At 34.4% G+C, this 21,222-nt stretch carries 8 protein-coding genes; 5 read left to right on the forward strand and 3 right to left on the reverse strand.

Translation table 11 applies throughout. The features are described from left to right. Positions 1–69: 69 nt before the first annotated feature. The 3 genes from ACODST_RS11015 (at position 70) to ACODST_RS11025 (ending at position 4,905) form a co-directional block, all read left to right on the forward strand. Positions 70–1,344 (forward strand): hemolysin family protein, encoded by a 1,275-nt coding sequence (locus ACODST_RS11015; protein WP_488932170.1) that lies wholly within the window; start codon positions 70–72, stop codon positions 1,342–1,344. A 102-nt stretch (positions 1,345–1,446) separates the two neighbouring features. Then, positions 1,447–2,448, forward strand: coding sequence for a GTPase ObgE (gene obgE, locus ACODST_RS11020; RefSeq protein WP_488932171.1), 1,002 nt, complete (start codon positions 1,447–1,449; stop codon positions 2,446–2,448). A gap of 312 nt (positions 2,449–2,760) precedes the next feature. Further along, entirely contained in the window at positions 2,761–4,905 is a 2,145-nt protein-coding gene (locus ACODST_RS11025; RefSeq protein WP_488932172.1) for a S46 family peptidase, read from the forward strand. A 201-nt stretch (positions 4,906–5,106) separates the two neighbouring features. On the opposite strand, the gene ACODST_RS11030 is transcribed toward ACODST_RS11025, so the two are convergent. Next, positions 5,107–11,442 (reverse strand): alpha-2-macroglobulin family protein, encoded by a 6,336-nt coding sequence (locus ACODST_RS11030; RefSeq protein ID WP_488932173.1) that lies wholly within the window; start codon positions 11,440–11,442, stop codon positions 5,107–5,109. 269 nt (positions 11,443–11,711) lie between these two features. Further along, positions 11,712–18,248 carry an alpha-2-macroglobulin family protein gene (locus ACODST_RS11035; protein ID WP_488932174.1) on the reverse strand — a complete coding sequence of 2,179 codons (6,537 nt, stop codon included), beginning with the start codon at positions 18,246–18,248 and terminating at the stop codon, positions 11,712–11,714. Between the two features lie 130 nt (positions 18,249–18,378). Here ACODST_RS11035 and ACODST_RS11040 point away from each other — a divergent pair, with 130 nt between their 5' ends. Together ACODST_RS11040 and ACODST_RS11045 are read left to right on the forward strand one after the other, a co-directional pair. Then, complete coding sequence (locus tag ACODST_RS11040) at positions 18,379–19,065, forward strand: tetratricopeptide repeat protein (protein ID WP_488932175.1); 687 nt, start codon at positions 18,379–18,381, stop codon at positions 19,063–19,065. Between the two features lie 14 nt (positions 19,066–19,079). Beyond that, positions 19,080–20,435 (forward strand): UDP-N-acetylmuramate--L-alanine ligase, encoded by a 1,356-nt coding sequence (locus ACODST_RS11045; protein ID WP_488932176.1) that lies wholly within the window; start codon positions 19,080–19,082, stop codon positions 20,433–20,435. A gap of 106 nt (positions 20,436–20,541) precedes the next feature. On the opposite strand, the gene ACODST_RS11050 is transcribed toward ACODST_RS11045, so the two are convergent. Further along, on the reverse strand, positions 20,542–21,168 hold the full coding sequence (locus ACODST_RS11050) for a DUF1287 domain-containing protein (protein ID WP_488932177.1): 627 nt from the start codon (positions 21,166–21,168) through the stop codon (positions 20,542–20,544). Between the last annotated feature and the right edge of the window lie 54 nt (positions 21,169–21,222).

A 21,222-nucleotide genomic window follows, 5' to 3' on the forward strand; every position in this document is an offset into this window, starting at 1 on the left:
ATCTGGGCTATTTAGATTACGATTACGAATTACAATAACGAGACTATTTTATAACGAATCCCCTATCAATTGGAAATACTAATTATATTTTTTCTAATTCTACTAAACGGAGTTTTCTCCATGTCTGAAATCGCTTTGATTTCGGCCCGAAAGAACAGGCTTGAAACATCAGCGAAAAAAGGAAACAAAAGTGCCAAAACGGCACTCGATTTAGCCAACTCTCCAAACAAATTTTTATCTACCGTTCAAATCGGAATTACCTTAATTGGGATTTTGACCGGTATTTATTCCGGAGATAAAATCACTGCCGATGTTGAGGTTTTTGTGTCAGGCTTTGCAGTTTTAAAACCTTACGCACATTCCATCGCAGTTGGAATTGTGGTTGTCATTTTAACATTCTTCTCATTGGTTTTAGGAGAATTGCTTCCAAAACGTATTGGATTAAATTATCCGGAAGCTATTGCTAAAATGGTAGCCATGCCAATGAAAGTCATTTCGATTATTACCGCGCCTTTTATCTGGCTGTTAACTTCTTCAACAGATTTCCTGCTGAATGTTTTACAGATCAAACCAACCGCTGACGGAAAAGTGACCGAAGAAGAAATTAAAGCCATCATTAAAGAAGGAACCGAAGTTGGAGAAGTTCAGGAAATTGAGCAAGATATTGTGGAGCGTGTTTTCCATATTGGAGATAGAAAAGTTAATTCTTTAATGACGCACCGCAAGTCGGTTGATATGCTGCCATTAAAAGCGGACAAAGAGAAGATTAAGGAACTGGTAGTTCAGGATCTTCATGCAGTTTATCCTGTTTATAATGATAATTATGATGATATTGTTGGTGTAGTAACGCTTAAAAATATCTTCGCAAATATTGAGAAAGATAATTTTGATTTAGCCGCTATTATGTCTGAAGCGCCTTATTTGATGGAACAAACGACGGCGTATAAGGCTTTAGAAAATTTCAAAAAGACAGGTGTTCATTATGCTCTGGTTTCAGATGAATATGGTGTTTTTCAGGGTTTGATTACTTTAAATGACATTTTAGAAGCTTTAGTTGGAGATGCTGCAGAATTTTACAAAGATGAATTCCAGCTTATAGAAAGAGAAGATGGTTCGTGGCTGGTAGACGGACATTATTCGTTACACGATTTCTTAACGTATTTCGAGTTAGACGAATTAACCAACGATTACGAAGTAAACACCGTTAGCGGAATGATCATGACGGAGCTTTCTCATATTCCAAAAGAAGGAGAAAAATTAGTCTGGCAGAAATTCGTCCTTGAAGTAATTGACATGGACGGAGTTAAGATTGATAAAGTGCTTGTAAGAGCGCTTAAAGAGTAAAGAGAATTTTGTTTCAAGTTTCAGGTTTCAAGTTTCAAGTTGCGTAACGCATAACCTGAAATCTGAAACTTGAAACCTGAAACTTTTACATAAACAAAAACAATGACAGAAGGAAATTTTGTAGATTACGTTAAGATATATGTTTCTTCCGGAAAAGGAGGGAAAGGATCTACGCATTTACATAGAGAGAAATTTATTGAAAAAGGTGGTCCCGACGGAGGAGATGGAGGTCGAGGCGGACATGTGTATTTAGTTGGGAATAAAGGACTCTGGACATTATTTCATTTAAAATTTGCACGTCACGTTAAAGCGGGGCACGGTGGAGACGGAGGTTCTGACCGAAGTACAGGTGCAGACGGAGAAGACAAGATCATCGAAGTGCCGCTGGGAACTGTTGTAAAAGACAAAGAAACCGGTGAAACACTTTTTGAAATTACGGAAGACGGCGAAAAAAAGATTCTTGCAAAAGGAGGAAAGGGAGGTTTAGGAAACTGGCATTTTAGAAGTTCAACCAACCAAACGCCTCGTTATGCACAGCCAGGTTTACTGGGAATCGAAATGGATGTGATTTTAGAATTGAAAGTTTTGGCAGATGTTGGTTTAGTTGGTTTCCCAAATGCAGGAAAATCTACTTTATTATCTGTTTTAACTTCAGCAAAACCAAAAATTGCCGATTATCCTTTTACGACTTTAAAACCAAATTTAGGAATCGTAGCCTACAGAGATTTTCAATCTTTTGTAATTGCTGATATTCCCGGAATTATTGAAGGCGCTGCAGAAGGAAAAGGTTTAGGACATTATTTCCTGCGTCATATTGAACGTAACTCAACGCTGCTGTTTTTAGTTCCGGTTGATGCACCGGATATTAGAGCAGAATATGACATTTTGGTTAACGAATTAACAAAATACAATCCTGAAATGCTGGACAAAGAACGTCTGGTAGTGATTTCGAAATGCGATATGCTGGATGACGAACTTAAAGCAGAATTGAAAGCAGAATTAGATGTGACTTTCAAAGAGGTTCCTTATATGTTTATTTCGTCTGTGGCGCAACAAGGTTTGACCGATTTGAAAGACAGGCTTTGGAAAATGCTTAACGAGTAAATTAGATTTTTATACAATTTTAAAAAAGGATATTCTGGAAAACAGAATATCCTTTTTTGCATGTGATACATAATGACAGTAAGAACGCGTATGAAACGGATTTACTTCGTAAAGTCGTGGATAAACACGGATTAAAAAAAATCTGTTCAAATCGGCGTCTTCGCGATAGCGAATCTGTTTCATTTGTGTCCTGCTTTTGTGTTAAATTCTTAGTAAAAGACTAAAAAAGCGAAAACATATGCAATTTTAGATTTGTTTGGAGTGGAATAATTATAAATATGCGCTATATTCGCATCACTTAAACAAAATAACATGAAAAAAGTAATTTTATTCTTGACCATGTGCCTTATGACTTTCCCTATGAGAGCCGATGAAGGAATGTGGTTTTTGATGTTTATCGAAAGATTGAACCATAGAGATATGGAAAAAATGGGCTTGCAATTGACAGCCGAAGAAATTTACAGTATCAACAATCACAGTTTAAAAGATGCGATTGTACAATTCAATGGCGGATGTACTGCTGAAATCGTTTCCAATACTGGTTTGGTATTGACCAATCACCACTGTGGATACGGTGCGATTGCAGAACTTTCAACTGCAGAACAGAATCATTTAAAAGATGGTTTTTGGGCCAAAAGCCGTTCTGAAGAATTGAAACCAAAGTCTTTGTTTGTTCGTTTCTTCGTTCGTATGGATGATGTTTCCAAAAGAATCTTATCTAAAGTAAACGATCAAATGACGGAGACGGAAAGAAACAAAGCGATTCAGCAGGAAATCAGTCTGATCGAAAAAGAAAACAGCGAAAACGGAAAGTATACGGTTTCTGTTCGTCCTTTCTTTCAGGGAAATGAATATTACTATTTTGTTTACCAGGATTACACAGACGTTCGTCTAGTGGGAACACCACCAGAAAGCGTTGGTAAATTTGGCGGCGATACAGACAACTGGGAATGGCCTCGTCAAACGGGAGATTTCTCTATGTTTAGAGTGTATGCAGATAAAGACGGAAATCCTGCGGCTTACTCAAAAGACAATGTGCCTTTAAAACCAAAACATTATTTACCAGTTAGTTTAAAAGGTGTAAAAGAAAATGATTTTGCCATGATCTTAGGTTATCCAGGAAGAACAAACCGCTGGATGCCAGCCGGAGGAATCGAGCAAAACATTAAATATGCTTATCCTGCCTGGGTTGAAGGTGCAAAAACCGGAATGGATGTAATGAAAAAGTATATGGATAAAGATGCCACTGTTCGTTTACAGTACGCTTCTAAATATGCTTCGACTGCAAACTACTGGAAAAACCGTCAGGGTATGATCGATGCTTTAACAAAAGCAGGAACGGTTGATACTAAGGCGGAACAAGAAGATAAATTTTATGAATGGGCAAGCAAACCTGCTAATAAAGAAAAGTACGAGAATGTAATTCCGACGATCAACGATTACTACAGAGAAACAAACTTAAAAGCACGTCACGATAATTATTTGACGCAGCTTTTGCGTACTTCCAGCTATGCTACAGGTCCTGCTAATTTAGGAAATGCATTAATTGCTTACTACAAAGAAAATGATGCGAAGAAAGCAGAAATGCTTCCTAAAATAAATGCTATGATTGAAAGTATTTATGGAGACTTTTATGCTCCGTTAGAAAAAGATATTTTAACGGCACAATTGAATTTATACGCTTCTAAAGCTGATGAGTACGGACTTGCTCCGGAAGTAGCAAAAATGAAGAAAGTCAATAATGGTGACTTTACTGCCGATGTTGCCAAAGCAGCAGAACAGAGTTATTTTACTACAAAAGAAAAAATACAAGCCTTTATGGCAGATCCGAAACCAGTGGCACTTACATACGATCCGCTGTATATTATTTCTAATGATTTGTTGACGAAGTACCGTTCTAAAACTGACGATCAGGCAAAAGCGGATGATGGATTTGCAACGGCTTTCCGTAAATTGGTTGAAGGTTTAAGAGAATCTAAATTAAATGCGATTAAATATCCGGATGCAAACTCTACTTTGAGACTGACTTACGGAAAAGTTCGTGCTTTACCTGCAGATCCTCGTAATGATGCAAAAATCAACAACTATACTACAATGGAAAGTATGGTGAAAAAATACAAAGCAGGAGATCAGGAATTTGACTTGCCAGCTCGTCTTTTAGAATTAAACAAGAAAAAAGATTTTGGACAATATGCTGATAAAGCAGGATATATGCCAGTAAACTTCTTGACAGATAACGATATTACTGGAGGTAATTCTGGTTCACCGGTTCTTAACGGAAAAGGAGAATTAATCGGAATTGCTTTTGACGGAAACATCGAAGCAATGGCTGGTGACGTTATTTTTGATTCTAATTTACAAAGAACAATCAACGTAGATATCCGCTATGTACTTTGGCTTATCGATAAATACGCCGGAGCGAAAAACATCATCGACGAATTGACGATTGCTAAATAATCTGATTTTAAATTCCAATTTATAATCCCAAATTCCAATTTCTCAAAAAAATGAAATTATTGGGATTATATGGTTCGATGTAAAATAAAAATTCAAAACCTAACAGAATTAAAGCTGTTAGGTTTTTTTTATCGCATTTCCTTGGAATTTGGACACGAGCGTTAGTGAACTGGCGAAGCAATTTAAAATTTGGAATTTGAGTTAATTCACTTTCACCCGAATTCCTTTTGTATGACTTGCAAATTCTGGTGCATACATACTTTGGATTGTCGTAATTCCGTTGGAGAATTCACCACTGTTATTTACCCGAATATCATATTCTAAAACATAAGTTCCTTTTTTGATTTGGTCAAAGAACAAATGTGTGGCTGCATCTTTTGTACTCATGTAATAACCTAATCCATTTTTATATTGATATTCAGAAAGGACATTGACAGGTTCAAAACAAGAAGCTCTCATATCTTTTAAATGAACATACTCGGTATCTTCTCTTGAGGTGATGATAAGTCGAACCGTAACCAAATCTCCAATTTTTAATGGATTTTTTGCTGTGATTTTTTCTAATTGATTTCCTTTGAGAGTGCTTTTCTTTAGATATAATTCTTTCGAAACGGATAAAACAGCACCTGAATTGTTTTTGATTTTGTCCAAATCTTCAAAGTATTGCCAATAAACACCACCAAAAGCTGGAACTTTAGATTTGTTTTCGATTTTGATCGAAGCCATTTCTTTTTTCACTTCCTCTGCTTTCCAGTTTAGTTTGATGTAGCCTGTTTCGGCTTCTTTTTCATTTTCGGATAATTTTTTGGTCATGATTTTTTCATCTCCCAACTTGATGACTGTATTGTCTTTTACCGAAAGCCAGTCTGTTCCCTGCATTAATAAAGCATAAATGGCTTCAGTTGTCGATTTTGTTGTGGGCCAGTTTTTGGTTTGTTTGTTTTTTAATAACCAGACTTTCATCGCATCCACCGATTTGGTGTCGTTTGTCACTTCGGCGAAAGCCTCAATCAATAAAGCCTGAGTTTCTATTGGAGCCTGATACCAATACCATCCTGATTTGTTGGCAATCCAGTACATTCCCCAGTCTTCGTTGTTTGATGAAGTTTCTTTCAGACTTTCCAGAATTGTTTTGGCTGTTGCTTTTTCTCCAAAACGGCTTAGTGTCAAGGCCGCAAGTCCTTTCTCGTAAAGAGAATAGTTTAACCAGCTTTTTTTAGCTGTTTCCAGATATAGTTTTGAGGCTTTTTTCAAAGTATCAGATAAAGGATATTTCTCTAAGTAAAAACTTCTGGTATAAAGATAATGCAGGTCAGAATAGGGAATGGACCAAATTAATTTATCGCTCTTTTTTAGATTTTTGGTGGTGCTTTTATAGTACTCTAAAAATTTAGAATCAATAAACGGAATAGCGGTAGCTGTAATCTGCTCTAATTGCGTTGTATTGTTGTTTTTTTGAAGCTTTTCCAAATGTCCGAGACCTGCCAGAATATGTCTCGTGATGTATTCATTTGCGTAGTTTCCTCCAAACCATGAAAAAGCACCAGAAGGCAGCTGTTTTTGTTTTAATTTCTGAAAAGCGGCCTGCTCAGACATTTTCATTTTTTCTAAATCGAATAAAAGCGCGAGATTTCTTTTCTTTTCGTTTTCGTTTTGCGAATCATTAAGCCATGGCGTTTCAGCCAAAATGAGTGATTTTAATTCTTCATTATCGTCCAGTTTCGAATTTGGTTTTTGATTCTTTCTCCATTCTTCAAAAATGCTGGCAATTTTCGGATTGCTTGCAATGATTTCCCTAGCCAAAGCATTGGCATAATAACGTGCAAAAGTCTGTTCAGCACATTCATGTTCATATTCCATTAAATAAGGAATTGACTGAATCGCAAGCCAGGTTGGGTTAGAAGTATATTCTAGTGTAAACTGATGATTTTTTAATGATGTAGATGTACTGTTTTTTAAATTCTCAAACGTATATTCTTTAGTTGAATTCTCACGAACCCAAATCGGAATACTTTCAGTTACCAGCATATTATTGGTCAAAACAGGAATAATATTTTCTTCTCCATCCGAAAAATTACCTGCTTTTGCTACGATTTTATATTGAACACCTTGTAAACCTTCTGGAATTGTAATGGTCCAGTCTGCCGTTGTATTTCCGTAAGCTGGAATTGTAAAGTTCTTGATGTTTTTTGCGTTCAGCATTTTGGTATCAATTGGTTCCATAGTCACAGCGTCAAAAAACTGTAAACTAGCGATTCCGGTTTTTGCTTCAGCGGTAAGATTCGAGATTTTGGCACTGATTACAATTGCATCTTTTTCTCTAAAGAATCTAGGGAAATTCGGTAAAACCATTAATTCCCTTTGAGTAATAATGGTTTTCTCTAAATAACCAGAAACCGCCTCTTTGTTATGTGCCTGTAAACGAAGTTTCCAAGCCGTTAAAGCTTCAGGTGATGTAAAATTGAAACTTATATTTCCAGTAGAATCTGTTTTTAAATGTGGAAAAAAGAATGCCGTTTCAGAAAGGTTTTTTCTGGTTTTTACCTGTGTTAACAGTTCCATTGCTTTTTTTGTGGTGATAATAATGATACCGTTTGCTCCTTTACTTCCATATAGAGGTTTTGCTTGATCAGCAGTTAAGAAATCTATAGATAAAATATCTTCAGAATTTATTTTGTTGAAATCGCTTTCTGATGAGATTTCTCCATCAATAATATATAATGTCGATGTATTTACGACCATTGAGGTTAGACCGCTTACGATTTTTTTGCCCGGAATAAATTTTATTTTATCGGTTTGAAAATAATATTCAGGAGTATTCGATGAATCACTTTTTTTATAAAGTACTGGTTTAACAAAACGGACTTGGTCTGCTTTCATATAGTTTGGAGCACTATCTTCTTGAACTATCGAATTCACTGGCCCGCGACCCACAGGTTCATCAACAGTGAGAACCGCATCAGGATCACCTTTAATAGTTACGGCTCCTACTTTTTTGTCTTTAATTTCTACTATAGTCATACCAAGATCGCCAAAATAACTATTATTGAAATTAAAGCCAAACCAGTTTAATTGTGTTTCTTCATCCTCAAAATAACTTGGGCCAACATATTCATTTAGATTATTTACTTCCATATGGGTTTTGGCTAAACCTAAATCAGTTTTAAAATTAATGCTGCTGTAAGTGTCCCGGTAAATATTCAGGTTCTGCCAATTTTTGATGCTGAATTGGTCTAAAGAACTGTCATACATAGAAGCTAAAACCTCGGCTTCGGTTTTTGTATTAACACCATTTAATTTAAATGACCAGTTTTGCGGACTTCCCGGCTCTATTTTACTTCTAAAACTTTCAACGGTCCATTCTAATTTTGCGTCTGGATCTTTAAGTACTACATCAAGTGTCTGTGTGTAACTGGAATTTTCATAAACACTTTGAAAACCTAATTTTATTTGGTTTTCAAATTCATCCTTTAACGGAATTTTGATCACAGTTTCATTATTTTCTAAATGAAAAATATCTTCAAAGAAAATGCGACTTTGATAGTAGCTGTTTGTAACAATATAAAGATCTGATGCAGGAGAAGTAACTTTTACGAGTATAAAACCATCTTTCCTTGGGTCATCATTGACTTTTTTTACTGTTAGCAAACTGCCAGCATAAAATTTTTCGGCACTTTGTTTAATTTGAAATATAGACGAAGTTTCGATAGGATTATTGAAACTGTCTTTGGCAGAAAAGACCATTTTATAAGTCCCCGACTTATAGTTGGAAATGAAATCTAAGACAATTTTTTTGTCTTTTTGTGTGTCTATCTTTTTGGAGAATACTAAAATTTCTGCGATTTTACTCTCGTCTTCCTCTTTATTGATTTCATGAGGAAATAGTTTTTCAAAATCTTCATCTGAAATACCTTTTATTTCCGGCTGTTCAAAAATTCTGCGTTTAAATTTATTAGGAAACGCACGTACGAAATACAATTTGACTTCGCCTTTCGCCGCTAAAAATTCTCCGTTGAGATTCGTGCTCGATAATGTTATTTCGTTTTTATCTTTAGTTTCAATGTTTTGAGGAACAGAAGCATTAAGAATCAAATCATGATAACCAACTTTTACAATTGTCTGCGTATTATGTGTTTCTCCGTTTAAGTCTGTAACCGTTGCTTCTATTTGATAATTGAAAACCGGCAGTTCCTCTTTTCTATTGTTTTTTGAAGGAAGAGCCGTAAAGTCAATTGAAAATTTTCCTGAGGCATCTGTTTTTGTTTCTCCAACAGCAAGAGTTTCTTTCTCTTCGTGACCATAATAATTTCGATAATAACTGGTATATCGGGTTACATTGTATTTTACTACAGCATCAGAAATGGAGCTTCCGGCAAATGCCTTTGCATTTCCTTTAATTTTAACTATCTGATTGAGTTTAAAAGACTCTTTTTTAGGTTCAAAAGTAACCTCAAATTTTGGACGTTTGTATTCCTCTACTCTAAAAGAAGTTCTCGGGTTATAAAAATCTACCTTATACCATGGCAGGAGTTTGGACTCTTCGTTTGAAGAAATGTGAACTTTTTGCGCGGAAATACTGAAATTTCCAGTCAGCCCATTTTTGGGAAGTATAAATTCTCCCGAAAACGAACCAAACTCGTTGGCAGTAACGTCCATTTTTTTTATGACTTGATTATTGGCGTCATAAACAGAGATTTCAAACCTTGCATTGGGCACAACACTACTCTTGTTTTTGTTTTTCTGAAAAGCAATACCTTTAAAATAAACAGTTTGACCAGGTCTGTAAATAGCACGGTCTAAATAAAATTCTATTTTGCCATCTGTTCTGTTGTCAGGATTATATTCAAATACATGTTGCATGTAATGATCTCTCCGGATCATTAATGTGTCGCCGTCTTTTGAAAATTCAACAAATGAATAATCATAATCACTTTGAACGTATTTAAAAGCTGCAATACCTTTTGCATTTGTCTCAACTGTATCATCTTTAAGTTTTACAATAGTTTTTTCTATAGGTTTGCCAGTTTTTCGGTCGAGAACCTGATAACTTTCTGTACTATTTTGTCTGGAAGCAAGCGCCATGAAATTCGAAACAGAAATGATATCGCCTCCATTGGCTTTATTATCTTTTGAATCTGAATCGCTTTCTACATAAATCAAATAATGTCCAAGAGTTAGTTTTGGAAGTAAAACTTCTGTTGTATAAGTAAAATAGTCTTTTTTGTTTGGGAGATTATAATTTTGCGAAACAACAGGAGTTCTTTTGGTCGTAATTAATTTAAATAAGCTGTCTTGTCTTTCGCCTCCTTTAAATTCCTTTAATTCCGCGAGATTAATTTTAAAGAAAGAGATTTTGAAACGTTCTACATTTTGGTAATGTATTAGGGCCCTGGTATTTTTATTTGGATAAATATATTCTTCAAGTTCTAATGATAATGATTTGGAGAGAATCTCTGCTTTTTTTTCCAAAGCATCGCTGGCAGGATAGGAGTTTTCATTGATTTTTACAATTTCATCAATCAGATTGAGTGCTTTAATGTTGTTTTCCCGATAAGTTGTTTTGGATGCCTTTTTCACAAGGATTGAAACCTGTTCCAATTTAATTTTCTGAATAAGCGGTTTTTCTTCGGTTTTCTTTTCAATCAGGTCAAGGTAAGTATCGAAACGATCATCTAAGTTTAAAAATGTTTGCTGACAGAATTTAGCTCGTTCAAACTGATTTTCCAAAGAAGCATCATTAATTTCTTTCTGCTGATATAATAAAAGAGTGTTTTTTAGATTTGTTTCAGTTATAAAATCGAGATTAAGTTTTGTAAAAGTTTCAGAATCTCCAAAAAACTCTTCAGTGTAAGGGACAAGTTCATTTTCTGAAATGTTCCATCGTTCTATTTTAGAGGAAAAATGAGCAATATTTTCATCTAATAAATAGTCAAACAGACTCTGATTTTTAAACTTTGAATTTTTATGAAAGTAAAATAAGGTTTCATAATTGCTTAAAGGCGTATTTTTTAGAATAGAAGCATTTTCCAGCGTTTTTTTATAAAGTTCCGTAATTGCATCTTCTGAATAAAAATCAACTTCTGTAGAGTCTGAATCTTCTGTCGACGTATCTAAAGCAGAAGCAGTCGTGTCTACTGAAGTAGTTTCGTAATCTACCACTGCAGCGGCACTATCTGCCATTATTTCGGTATCGCCATAATCGCGGTAATGAATCAAGAATTTCGCATAAACCAGATTTAAAAGTGCTTTTGACGGAACAGAAACTCGGTTTATATCCCTTTTTAGATTGGTTAAAGTTTTGGTTTTAGCATTTTCGTCTAAAGTATAAAGGTATTTTGAGGTATGAAAAAAGCATTTTATCATTTGTACTTCATCCTTTTGAATTACTGCTTTTTTGTAAATGCGATTTACGGCTCTATTGGCAGATTTAATTTTGCCAACGTTTTCAAGTGCCATGACTTTTTCCCATTCTTTGTCAAACTGCTGTGCGAAAACGGTGGTCGAAATCAATAAAAATAACAGTAAAATCTTTTTCATAAAATAGCTTTTTATATCAGATAGTGTTTTAGTGGCGTAAAGGTTGGTTTTAATTAAAAATAAATTTCGTACAAATTACTAATTAAAAGTAAATAGTATTTTTATTTCCTTGATTTTTGAAATGATAAGATGCTGTTAGGGGGGATTTTTTTTCCGCCACGAATTCACGAACTATTTTTTGACAATCTTTGAAAATAAAAATTAATGAATTAGTAGCGGATTTTTTTTTGGAATTTGGTCCTGGGGCTTCGGGATAAAAATTGGGAATTCTAATTCACTTTCACCCGAATTCCTTTTGTATGACTCGCAAATTCCGGAGCGTACATACTTTGGATTGTGGTTATTCCGTTTGAGAATTCACCAATGTTGTTTACTCTTATATCATATTCTAAAACATAAGTCCCTTTGTTTATTTGGTTGAAAAAGAAATGTGTAGCCGCGTCTTTTGTGCTCATATAATATCCTAATCGATCTCTATACTGATATTCTGAAAGAACGTTTACAGGTTCAAAACAAGAAGCACGCATATCTTTTAAATGAACATATTCTGTATCTTCTTTCGAAATGATAATTAAACGAACAGTTACTAAATCGCCTATTTGTAAAGAATTCTTGGTTGTGATTTTTTGTAATTCTTCACCTTTCGAGGTGTTTTTCTTTAAATATAATTCTTTTGAAACAGACAAAACTGCGCCTGAATTATTTTTGATTTTATCCAAATCTTCAAAGTATTGCCAATAAACACCTCCAAAACCCGGAACTTTAGATTTGTTTTCGATTTTGATCGAAGCCATTTCTTTTTTGACTTCATCTGCTTTCCAGTTTAGTTTGATGTAACCTGTTTCGGCTTCTTTTTCATTTTCTGCTAATTTTTTGGTCATGATTTTTTCATCTCCCAATTTGAGAACTGTATTGTCTTTTACCGAAAGCCAGTCGGTCCCCTGCATTAATAAGGCATAAATAGCTTCGGTTGTAGATTTTGTTGTGGGCCAGTTTTTGGTTTGTTTGTTTTTTAATAACCAGACTTTCATGGCATCAACCGATTTGGTATCGTTTGTCACTTCGGCGAAAGCCTCAATTAATAAAGCCTGGGTTTCTATTGGAGCCTGATACCAATACCAGCCCGCTTTGTTGGCAATCCAGTACATTCCCCAGTCTTCGTTGTTTGATGCCGTTTCTTTTAGACTTTCCAGAATTGTTTTGGCTGTTTCTTTTTCTCCAAAACGATTTAGAGTCAAAGCGGCTAAACCTTTTTCGTAAATAGAATATTGGAGCCAATCTCTTTTAGCCGTTTCTAAGTATAATTTTGAAGCCTTTTTCAATTCATCAGACAAAGGATATTTCTCTAAATAAAAACTTCTGGTATACAAATAATGCAAGTCAGAATACGGATTTATCCAGATTAATTTATCTGTTGGGCTTAAGTTTTGGGTTCTGCTTCTGTAATATTCTAGAAATTTGTTGTCTAAAAATGTAATTCCAGTTTTTGCAATTTGATCTGTTTTTTCTCGAATATCTTTAGATTGGCTCAGTTTGTACAAATGCCCAAGACCAGCAAGAATATGTCTAGTAATATATTCGTTTTCTTCGTAGCCGTCAAACCATGCAAATCCGCCAGATGCTTTTTGTTTCTTTTTTAGTTTTTCGAAAGTAGCTTCCTGAGAGGTTTTCATTTTTTCTAAATCAAACAAAAGCGCCAGGTTTTTCTTCTTTTCATCTTCATTTTGAGCGTCGTTCAGCCAAGGTGTTTCAGCGAGAATAATTGATTTTAATTCTTCGTTTTCTTCTAGTTTTGAATGCAGTTTTTCGTTTTTTCTCCAAGTTTCAAAAATCGAAGCAATTTTAGGATTGCTCGAAATAATTTCGGATGCTAAGGCATTGGCATAAAATCTGGCGAAAGTCTGTTCGGCGCATTCGTGTTCATATTCCATTAAATAAGGAAGCGACTGAATCGCAATCCATGTTGGGTTTGATGTATATTCTAAGGTAAACTGATGATTTCTTAAAGTTGTTGAATTGTTGTTTTTTAAGTTTTCAAAAGTGTATTCTTTGGTTGAATTTTCGCGAACCCAAAGCGGAATACTTTCGGTAACCAGCATATTATTCGTCAGGACAGGAATAATGTTTTCTTCTCCATCAGAGAAATTGCCTGCTTTTGCTACGATTTTGTATTGAACACCTTGCAGACCTTCCGGAATGGTAATGGTCCAATTTGCGGTTGTGTTTCCAAAAGGTGGAATTGTAAAGTTTTTGATATTTTGTGCATTTAACATTTTGGCATCGATTGGCTGCATAGTTGCGGCGTCGAAAAATTGCAGACTTGCGATTCCGGTTTTTGTTTCGTCGGTAACATTCGAAATTTTAGCACTGATTACAATAGTATCTTTTTCTCTGAAGAATCTTGGGAAATTTGGCAAAACCATCAATTCTTTCTGCGTAATAATGCTTTTTTCTAAATAACCGGAAACGGCATCTTTATTATGTGCTAATAAGCGAAGTTTCCAGGCTGTCAATGCTTCCGGCGAAGTAAAATTGAAACTTATATTCCCTTTATCGTCTGTTTTTAAATGAGGCAGAAAAAAAGCGGTTTCAGAAAGGTTTTTTCGTGCTTTTACCTGAGTTAACGCTTCCAAAGATTTTTTGGTTGTAATAAGTACTGCGCCTTCTGAGCCTTTGCTTCCATAAAGTTTTACCGCTTTGTCTTGGTCTAAAAAGTCGATGTCAAGCAGCTCTTCCGGATTTATTTTTTTGAAATTTTCTTCAGACGAAATTTCGCCATCAATAATATACAATGTTCCACTTTTTATTACCATTGATGTTAAGCCACTTGTAATTTTTTGACCGGGAATAAACTTTACTTTATTGGTTCGGAAATAGTATTCAGGATTATTTTCGTCGGCTGAAACAACTTGTACTCCGGCAACACGCCCAGAAACTGTTGCTTTTATATTAAATGAGCTATCATTGCTGACTTCCATTTCCTCTATTTTTGTTATAGAACCAGTTACAGATTGCTTCTTTTGAGTACCATAACCAACAACAACGACTTCTTTTAGCTGACTAGAATCGTCTTCTAAAATTTGATCTATAACTTTAGCGTCGCTTACTTTAACTGAAATTGCTTTTGTGCCAATATAGGAGAAAACCAGTTCTTCGCCGGCAGCAGCTTCGATTTCATAATAACCGTCAAAATCTGAAGTTGTGTTTCTTTGAGTGCCTTTTACCGTTATTGAAACTCCGGGAAGTTCTAATCCGTTAGGGTCTGTAATAATTCCCGAAATCAGTTTTGCGCTTGCCGGCTTTCTCACTTTTTTGGTGAGTTGTTTTAAATATTGGATTTGCTGATAAACGGCATTTGGATTATTAAAATCAAAACCAAACCAAATTAAATTAGTCGACTCGGTTGAAAACTCTATTTTTGGAAGGTAACTGTTTAGATTTTCGATTGTTTTGTATATTTTGCCAAAACCTAGTATCGTGTTTCTGTTTCCTGAATTACTATTGTATTCATATAATTCCAGTGTAGACCAATTTCTAATTGTGAATTTATCTAAGGAACTGTCATACATCGAGGCTAAAACTTCGGCCTCTTTTTTAGTGTTTTCTGTTTTTAACTGAAAAGACCAATTTTCATTGCTTCCAGGTTCTATTTTGCTTCTAAAACTTTCTGCTTTCCATTCTAATTTCGGAATTTTCGTTTTTAGCGTAACGCTTATTTCGTCACTAAAAACGTCATTTTCAAAAACACTTTGGAAAGTAATATTCAGGATTTTTTCAAATTCTGGTTTGAATGGAATTTTAACAACCACCTGGTTGTTTTGAAGGTGATGTGTTTCTTCAAAAAACACCTCGTTTTTATAATTTCCTTTTGTATTAATATATAATTCTGAGATTGGTGAAGTTAGTTTAAACTCGACAAAACCATCTTTTTTTGGGTCTTCGTTAATTTGCTGTGCGGTAAACAATTTGCTGGTGTTACACTTGTCTTTGCTTTGTGTCAGATCAAAATTTGATTTTGCTTCAATTAGATTGCCAAAGCTGTCATTTGCACTAAAAACAAGTTTATAGCTTCCAGATTTGTAATTTGAGATAAAATCAAGAAGAAGTTTTTTGTCTTTTTCTGTATCAACTTTTTTTGAATAGACTAAGATTTCTTTCGGTTCATTTAAAAATTCTTTCCCGGTAATTTCAAATGGAAATAATTTTTCAAAATCCTGATCTGAAATGATTTCAATTTCTGGTTTTTCTGAACTTCTAGGTTTGAATTTATTTAAAAACGGACGAACATAATAGATTTTCACTTCGCCTTTTACTGCTTTAAATTGACCATTGAGGTTAGTACTTCTAAGGAAAACGTCGTTTTTGTCTTTAGTCTCAATTTTATTTGGCATTCCCGCTTCTAAAACCAAATCATGATAACCCACTTTTACAGTTGTTTTAGCATCATGTGTTTCGCCATTAATATCAGTAACCGAAACTTCAATTTCGTAACTGAAAATGGGTAATTCTTTTTTCTCTGTATCTTCATCAGGCAATGCTGGAAACTCAATTGTAAATTTGCCGGAAGCATCTGTTTTTATTTCGCCTTCGGTAATTTCTTCTTCATCTTCCTGGCCAAAATAATTATTGATATAACTGGTATAACGGGTAACAGTATAGTTTACTGCGGCATCTGAAAGATTGCTTCCGGCAAAAGCTTTTGCCTGACCTTTTACCTTTACTAATTGATTGATTTGAAAAGTTTCTTTTTTAGGATCAAACGTAACCTCAAATTTTGGGCGTTTGTATTCTTCAACTCTAAAATTGCTTTGAGAATAGTTGAAGTCTGCCTTTTTCCAAAACGGATATTTCTCATTTTCTTTATCAAAATCGGCAGGTTTTTGTGCAGTAATGATGTAATTGCCTGTCAATCCAGTTTTTGGCAAAGTAAATTCTCCGGAAAAAGAGCCAAATTCATTTGTTGTGACATTGAACTCTTTTACATTAGTATAGTTGGGATCCTGAATTAAAATTCGGAAAGCTGTATTGGGAGTCACAGCTGTTTTGTCATTGCTTTTTTGAAATGCAATTCCTTTAAAATAGACAGTCTGACCAGGACGATAAATTGCGCGGTCTAAATAAAATTCAACTTTAGCGATTAAGTTTTCCGGAATGTTGGACTGATAAAAGCGATCACGCGAAATATAGTTGTTAAGAATCGTGATAGTGTCTTTTTCAGATGAAACTTGTAGCGTTTCGTAATCTGGGCTATTCGTTGTTCTTTGATAAGTAACTTTGCCATTTTTGTCCGTCATGGAGGTAAATCTTGGCGAACTGACTTTTACATTTTTAAGAGGATTTCCATATCTTCGATCTAAAATCTGATAGTTTTCAATTCGGTTTTTTTGCGAAAATGCTATTGTAAAATTGGTTGCCGTCAGCGTTTCATATGCAGTTGCTTTTTCGCCTGTTGTGCCTTTTTCAGTTTCAAAATAAACAAGATAGGATCCCGTTTTTAAATTTGGGAGTAATACTTCTGTAGAATATTCAAAACAGTCATTTTTGTTTTTTAGCGTGTACGTTTTTGTAATTTCTGGCTGTTTGTTTCTTACGATTTCCTCGGCGACACCGTCTTTTGAATATCGGGGCCAAATAAAGTTAGCAACTTGTTTTTGATTGATTTTATAAAATGAAATTTTTAAGTTTTCTACATTTTTGTATCGAATAAAAGCACGTGTGTTTTCCTCATTGTAAACATATTTTTCAAGATGAACCGTCAGTGATTTTGAAAGCAGCCTTTGTTTCTTTTGTAAAGCTTGTTTTTGTGCATTTGATCTATTGTTGATTTGTATAATACTATCTAAAACGGCAAGGGCTTTACTATTGAAATCAGGGTGAAGGTATTTTGATGCAAATGGAATAAGATATTCTGTTTTTTCTAATTGAATTTTTTGAATCAATATTTTGCCGCTGGCTTTTTTTTGAAGTTTGTTAAGTGCAGTTAAATAATCTTCATCGGCCTGAAATAAGAAATTTCTGCAAAAAATAAAACGCTCGAATTCATCTTCTGTGGTCGGATTATTGCTTTCTTTTTTTTGATATAACGAAATAACCAAATGAAGATTTTCATTTTTTACAAAATCTAAATTCAATTTTGTAAATGCAGCAGAATCTCCAAAGAAATCTTTTTTATAAGGTATAAAAACACTGTTCGAAAATTCCCAGGCATGTAATTTTTGAGTATAAAAAGTGATGTTTTCGTTCAAAACATAAGTATACAAATTTTCAGTTTTGAACTTTTCTGGTGATGTATAATCAAATATAGATTCGTATTTGCTCAGTGGTGTGTTCTTTAGCAAATTTTCATTTTGCAATGTTTCTTTTAGTGCGGTATTTATTTGATTGTTGAAATTCTTTTCTGTCCACGTCAGGAAGTCAGCATCAACTATTTCAAGGTTTGTTCGCTGTCTGATTTGATAGCTGTTTTTAGTAAAATAAGCATTCAGGCATTTGGCATAAACCATATTCAGGATTGCTTTCGACGGAATCGAGACCTGATTTATTGTTGATTTTAGGTTTCTTATAATTTTAGTTTGTGCATCTTCTTCAAGAATTTGCATGTATTTTGATTGATAGAAAAAGCATTTTATTATTTGTTCTTCGTCTTTCCTGGCTTTTGCGTTTTTGTAAATGTCAGTCACAATTTCGCTGGCAGATTTAATTTTTCCTTCTTTTTCAAGAGCAATAATTTTGCTCCATTTTTTATCATTTTGCTGTGCAAAAATTGTTGCAGAAAGAAATAAGAATACAAATAATATATTTTTCATAAATCGGTTTTCTAGTATAGAGGATTGTTTTTTGGAAAAGGTTGGTTGCGATTAAAAATATTTTCCATACAAAGTACTAATTTATCAGTAAAAGCAAATAACACATTTTATATTTACCTATTTTTGAAATATGAAAAAGTTACTGATTTTCTTTTTAATTGTTCCAATGTATTCTTGGGGGCAATCTAATTTTGAAAAAGGAGAGAAGTTATTTCGGGCTAAGAAATATGATGAAGCACGACTCTTATTTGAAGGAATTCTTAAAACCAGTCCAACAGATAGTAAGGTACTTGAATATCTTGGCGAAATAGAAGCACATCAAAAATCCTGGGTAAAAGGAGCTGTATATTTTAAAAGACTAAAAGAATTGAAACCCACAGTTGCTGATTATTTTTTTAAATACGGAGGCTGTCTGGCGATGCATGCTTTAGAAGTGAATAAAATTAAAGCGTTTTCGATGGTGGGTGATATGAAAGAATCTTTTGAAAAAGCCATCGAGCTTAATCCAAAACATGTTCAGGCACGTTGGGCACTGATTGAAATCTATTTGCAATTGCCCGGAATTTTAGGGGGAAGCGAATCGAAAGCAATTGTATATTCTAATGAATTAGCGCACTTTTCTCCAGTTGACGGATATTTGTCAAGAGGAAGAATTGAAGAATATTTTAAAAGATATGATCTTGCTGAAAAAAAATATAAGAAAGCGCATGAAATTGGCAATTCAAAAGTCACATTTCAAAAATTATATAATTTATATTTGAACAAACTAAAAGACACAAAAAAAGCACAGGATTTAAAACGAGAATTCGAAGCATAAAATAAAGATTCTAAATGAAAACACATTTCATTGCCATTGGCGGAAGTGCCATGCACAACTTAGCATTAGCACTACATAACAAAGGATATCAGGTTACAGGAAGCGATGATGCTATTTTTGAACCATCAAAATCAAGATTAGAGAAAAAGGGAATTCTTCCTGCTGAACTGGGCTGGTTTCCGGAAAAAATCACTTCAGATATTGATGCCATTATTTTGGGAATGCACGCCAAAGCAGATAATCCGGAATTGTTGAAAGCGCAGGAATTAGGATTGAAAATTTATTCGTATCCTGAATTTTTATACGAGCAGTCTAAAAATAAAACTCGTGTTGTAATTGGCGGTTCTCACGGAAAAACAACTATTACTTCGATGATTTTGCACGTGATGCATTACCATAATATTGCAGTTGATTACATGGTTGGCGCGCAATTGGAAGGTTTCGATACGATGGTTCACTTAACTGAAGAAAATGATTTTATGGTTTTGGAAGGTGATGAATATTTGTCGTCTCCAATTGACCGTCGTCCGAAATTTCATTTGTATCAGCCCAATATTGCCTTAATCTCCGGTATTGCCTGGGATCATATTAATGTGTTTCCAACGTATGAAAACTATGTCGAACAGTTTGAAATTTTCATCCAAAAAATTACTAACGGCGGTATTTTAGTATATAATGAAAACGATCCGGAAGTAAAACGTGTTTCTGAAGCAGCAGCAAATCCAATTCGAAAAATTGGGTATTCAACACCGGAATACGCTGTAAGTGATGGTGTAACTTTATTAAAAACTCCGGAAGGCGATATGCCAATTGAAGTTTTTGGAGCCCATAATTTAAATAATTTGGCCGGAGCAAAATGGATCTGTCAAAATATGGGAGTTGATGAAGCCGATTTTTACGAAGCAATTGCAAGTTTTAAAGGCGCTTCTAAACGTTTAGAAAAAATTGCTGAAGGAAAAGGAAAAGTAGCGTATAAAGATTTTGCGCATTCGCCAAGTAAAGTGGCCGCAACGACAAAAGCGGTAAAAGAACAATATCCAAACAGAACTTTGGTAGCATGTTTAGAACTGCATACATACAGCAGTTTAAATGCCGCATTTTTGAAAGAATACGAAGGAGCTCTGGATAATGCTGATGTAGCAGTTGTGTTTTATTCGCCGGATGCTGTGAAAATTAAACAGTTGGAAGAAGTAACTTATGAGCAGATTGCGACTGCATTCAACAGAAAAGATTTAATTATTTATACCAATCCAGCTGAATTTAAAGAATATCTATTCAACTTAAATTTAGATAATTCGGCACTTTTATTAATGAGTTCAGGGAATTATGGAGGTTTGAATTTTGATGATGTAAAAGGATTGATTCATTAGATAATGAGTCAATTTGAAAATTAGATAATTGGCCGATTGTTTTACACAGTCGGCTTTTTTTTTGATTGGAATTTGGAGTTTCTGCCGAGGCTTCGGGATTGGAATTTCATTTGGAATATTTGTAATGTCCGACAATTCTGTATGCAAACAAGCAATCTTCTAAAACCTGTCCTCCGCCAACATTATGGACAATGAGATTTCGTTTTCCGTCTCTTGATTTTTTACTGGTTACGATTCCAATATGCGGTAATTTATCGTTAATCATCCAGGTAACCAATTCTCCCGTTTTGTAATCTTGTGGATTTTGTGTTACAGGAAGTTTTATACCTTTTCTTTCGAAAAATACTTCCAGATTAGGAACTCTTCTATGATCGATGTTGGTATCGGTCTTTGTCATTCCCCATTTTTTCAGATTCGGATAAAGGGAAAGATTTTCAACCATATCTTCATGAACTTCTTTTTGTAAATCAATGTTTAATTTTCGATAGGAACGGATTACAACGTCTGTACAAACTCCTTTGTTTTTTGGGACATCACCATTTGGATAGTCAATCTTAAAATATGACGGATCATAATCTATTGAAGGATCAATGATCGAGATTGCCGCTTCGGATAATCTGGATTCAAAAGAAAGGGTGTCTTCTGCGAAACTTTCCGTAGAGGGAGAATCAGCTGTTTTTTGATAACAGGAGGATAAAAAAATAAAAAGAAATACAGTTAAGATTGGTTTCATTGTAAGGTTTGTTTTAGAGATAAACGTATTTAAAACTAAAAAATTTTAAAATGA

Source organism: Flavobacterium sp. FG19, assembly GCF_057809475.1.

Excerpts from the sequence above, each read along its gene's own strand:
- obgE (WP_488932171.1), top strand. The coding sequence starts at position 1,447 with ATGACAGAAGGAAATTTTGTAGATTACGTTAAGATATATGTTTCTTCC.
- ACODST_RS11025 (WP_488932172.1), top strand. The coding sequence starts at position 2,761 with ATGAAAAAAGTAATTTTATTCTTGACCATGTGCCTTATGACTTTCCCT.
- ACODST_RS11030 (WP_488932173.1), bottom strand. The coding sequence starts at position 11,442 with ATGAAAAAGATTTTACTGTTATTTTTATTGATTTCGACCACCGTTTTC.
- ACODST_RS11035 (WP_488932174.1), bottom strand. The coding sequence starts at position 18,248 with ATGAAAAATATATTATTTGTATTCTTATTTCTTTCTGCAACAATTTTT.
- ACODST_RS11040 (WP_488932175.1), top strand. The coding sequence starts at position 18,379 with ATGAAAAAGTTACTGATTTTCTTTTTAATTGTTCCAATGTATTCTTGG.
- ACODST_RS11045 (WP_488932176.1), top strand. The coding sequence starts at position 19,080 with ATGAAAACACATTTCATTGCCATTGGCGGAAGTGCCATGCACAACTTA.
- ACODST_RS11050 (WP_488932177.1), bottom strand. The coding sequence starts at position 21,168 with ATGAAACCAATCTTAACTGTATTTCTTTTTATTTTTTTATCCTCCTGT.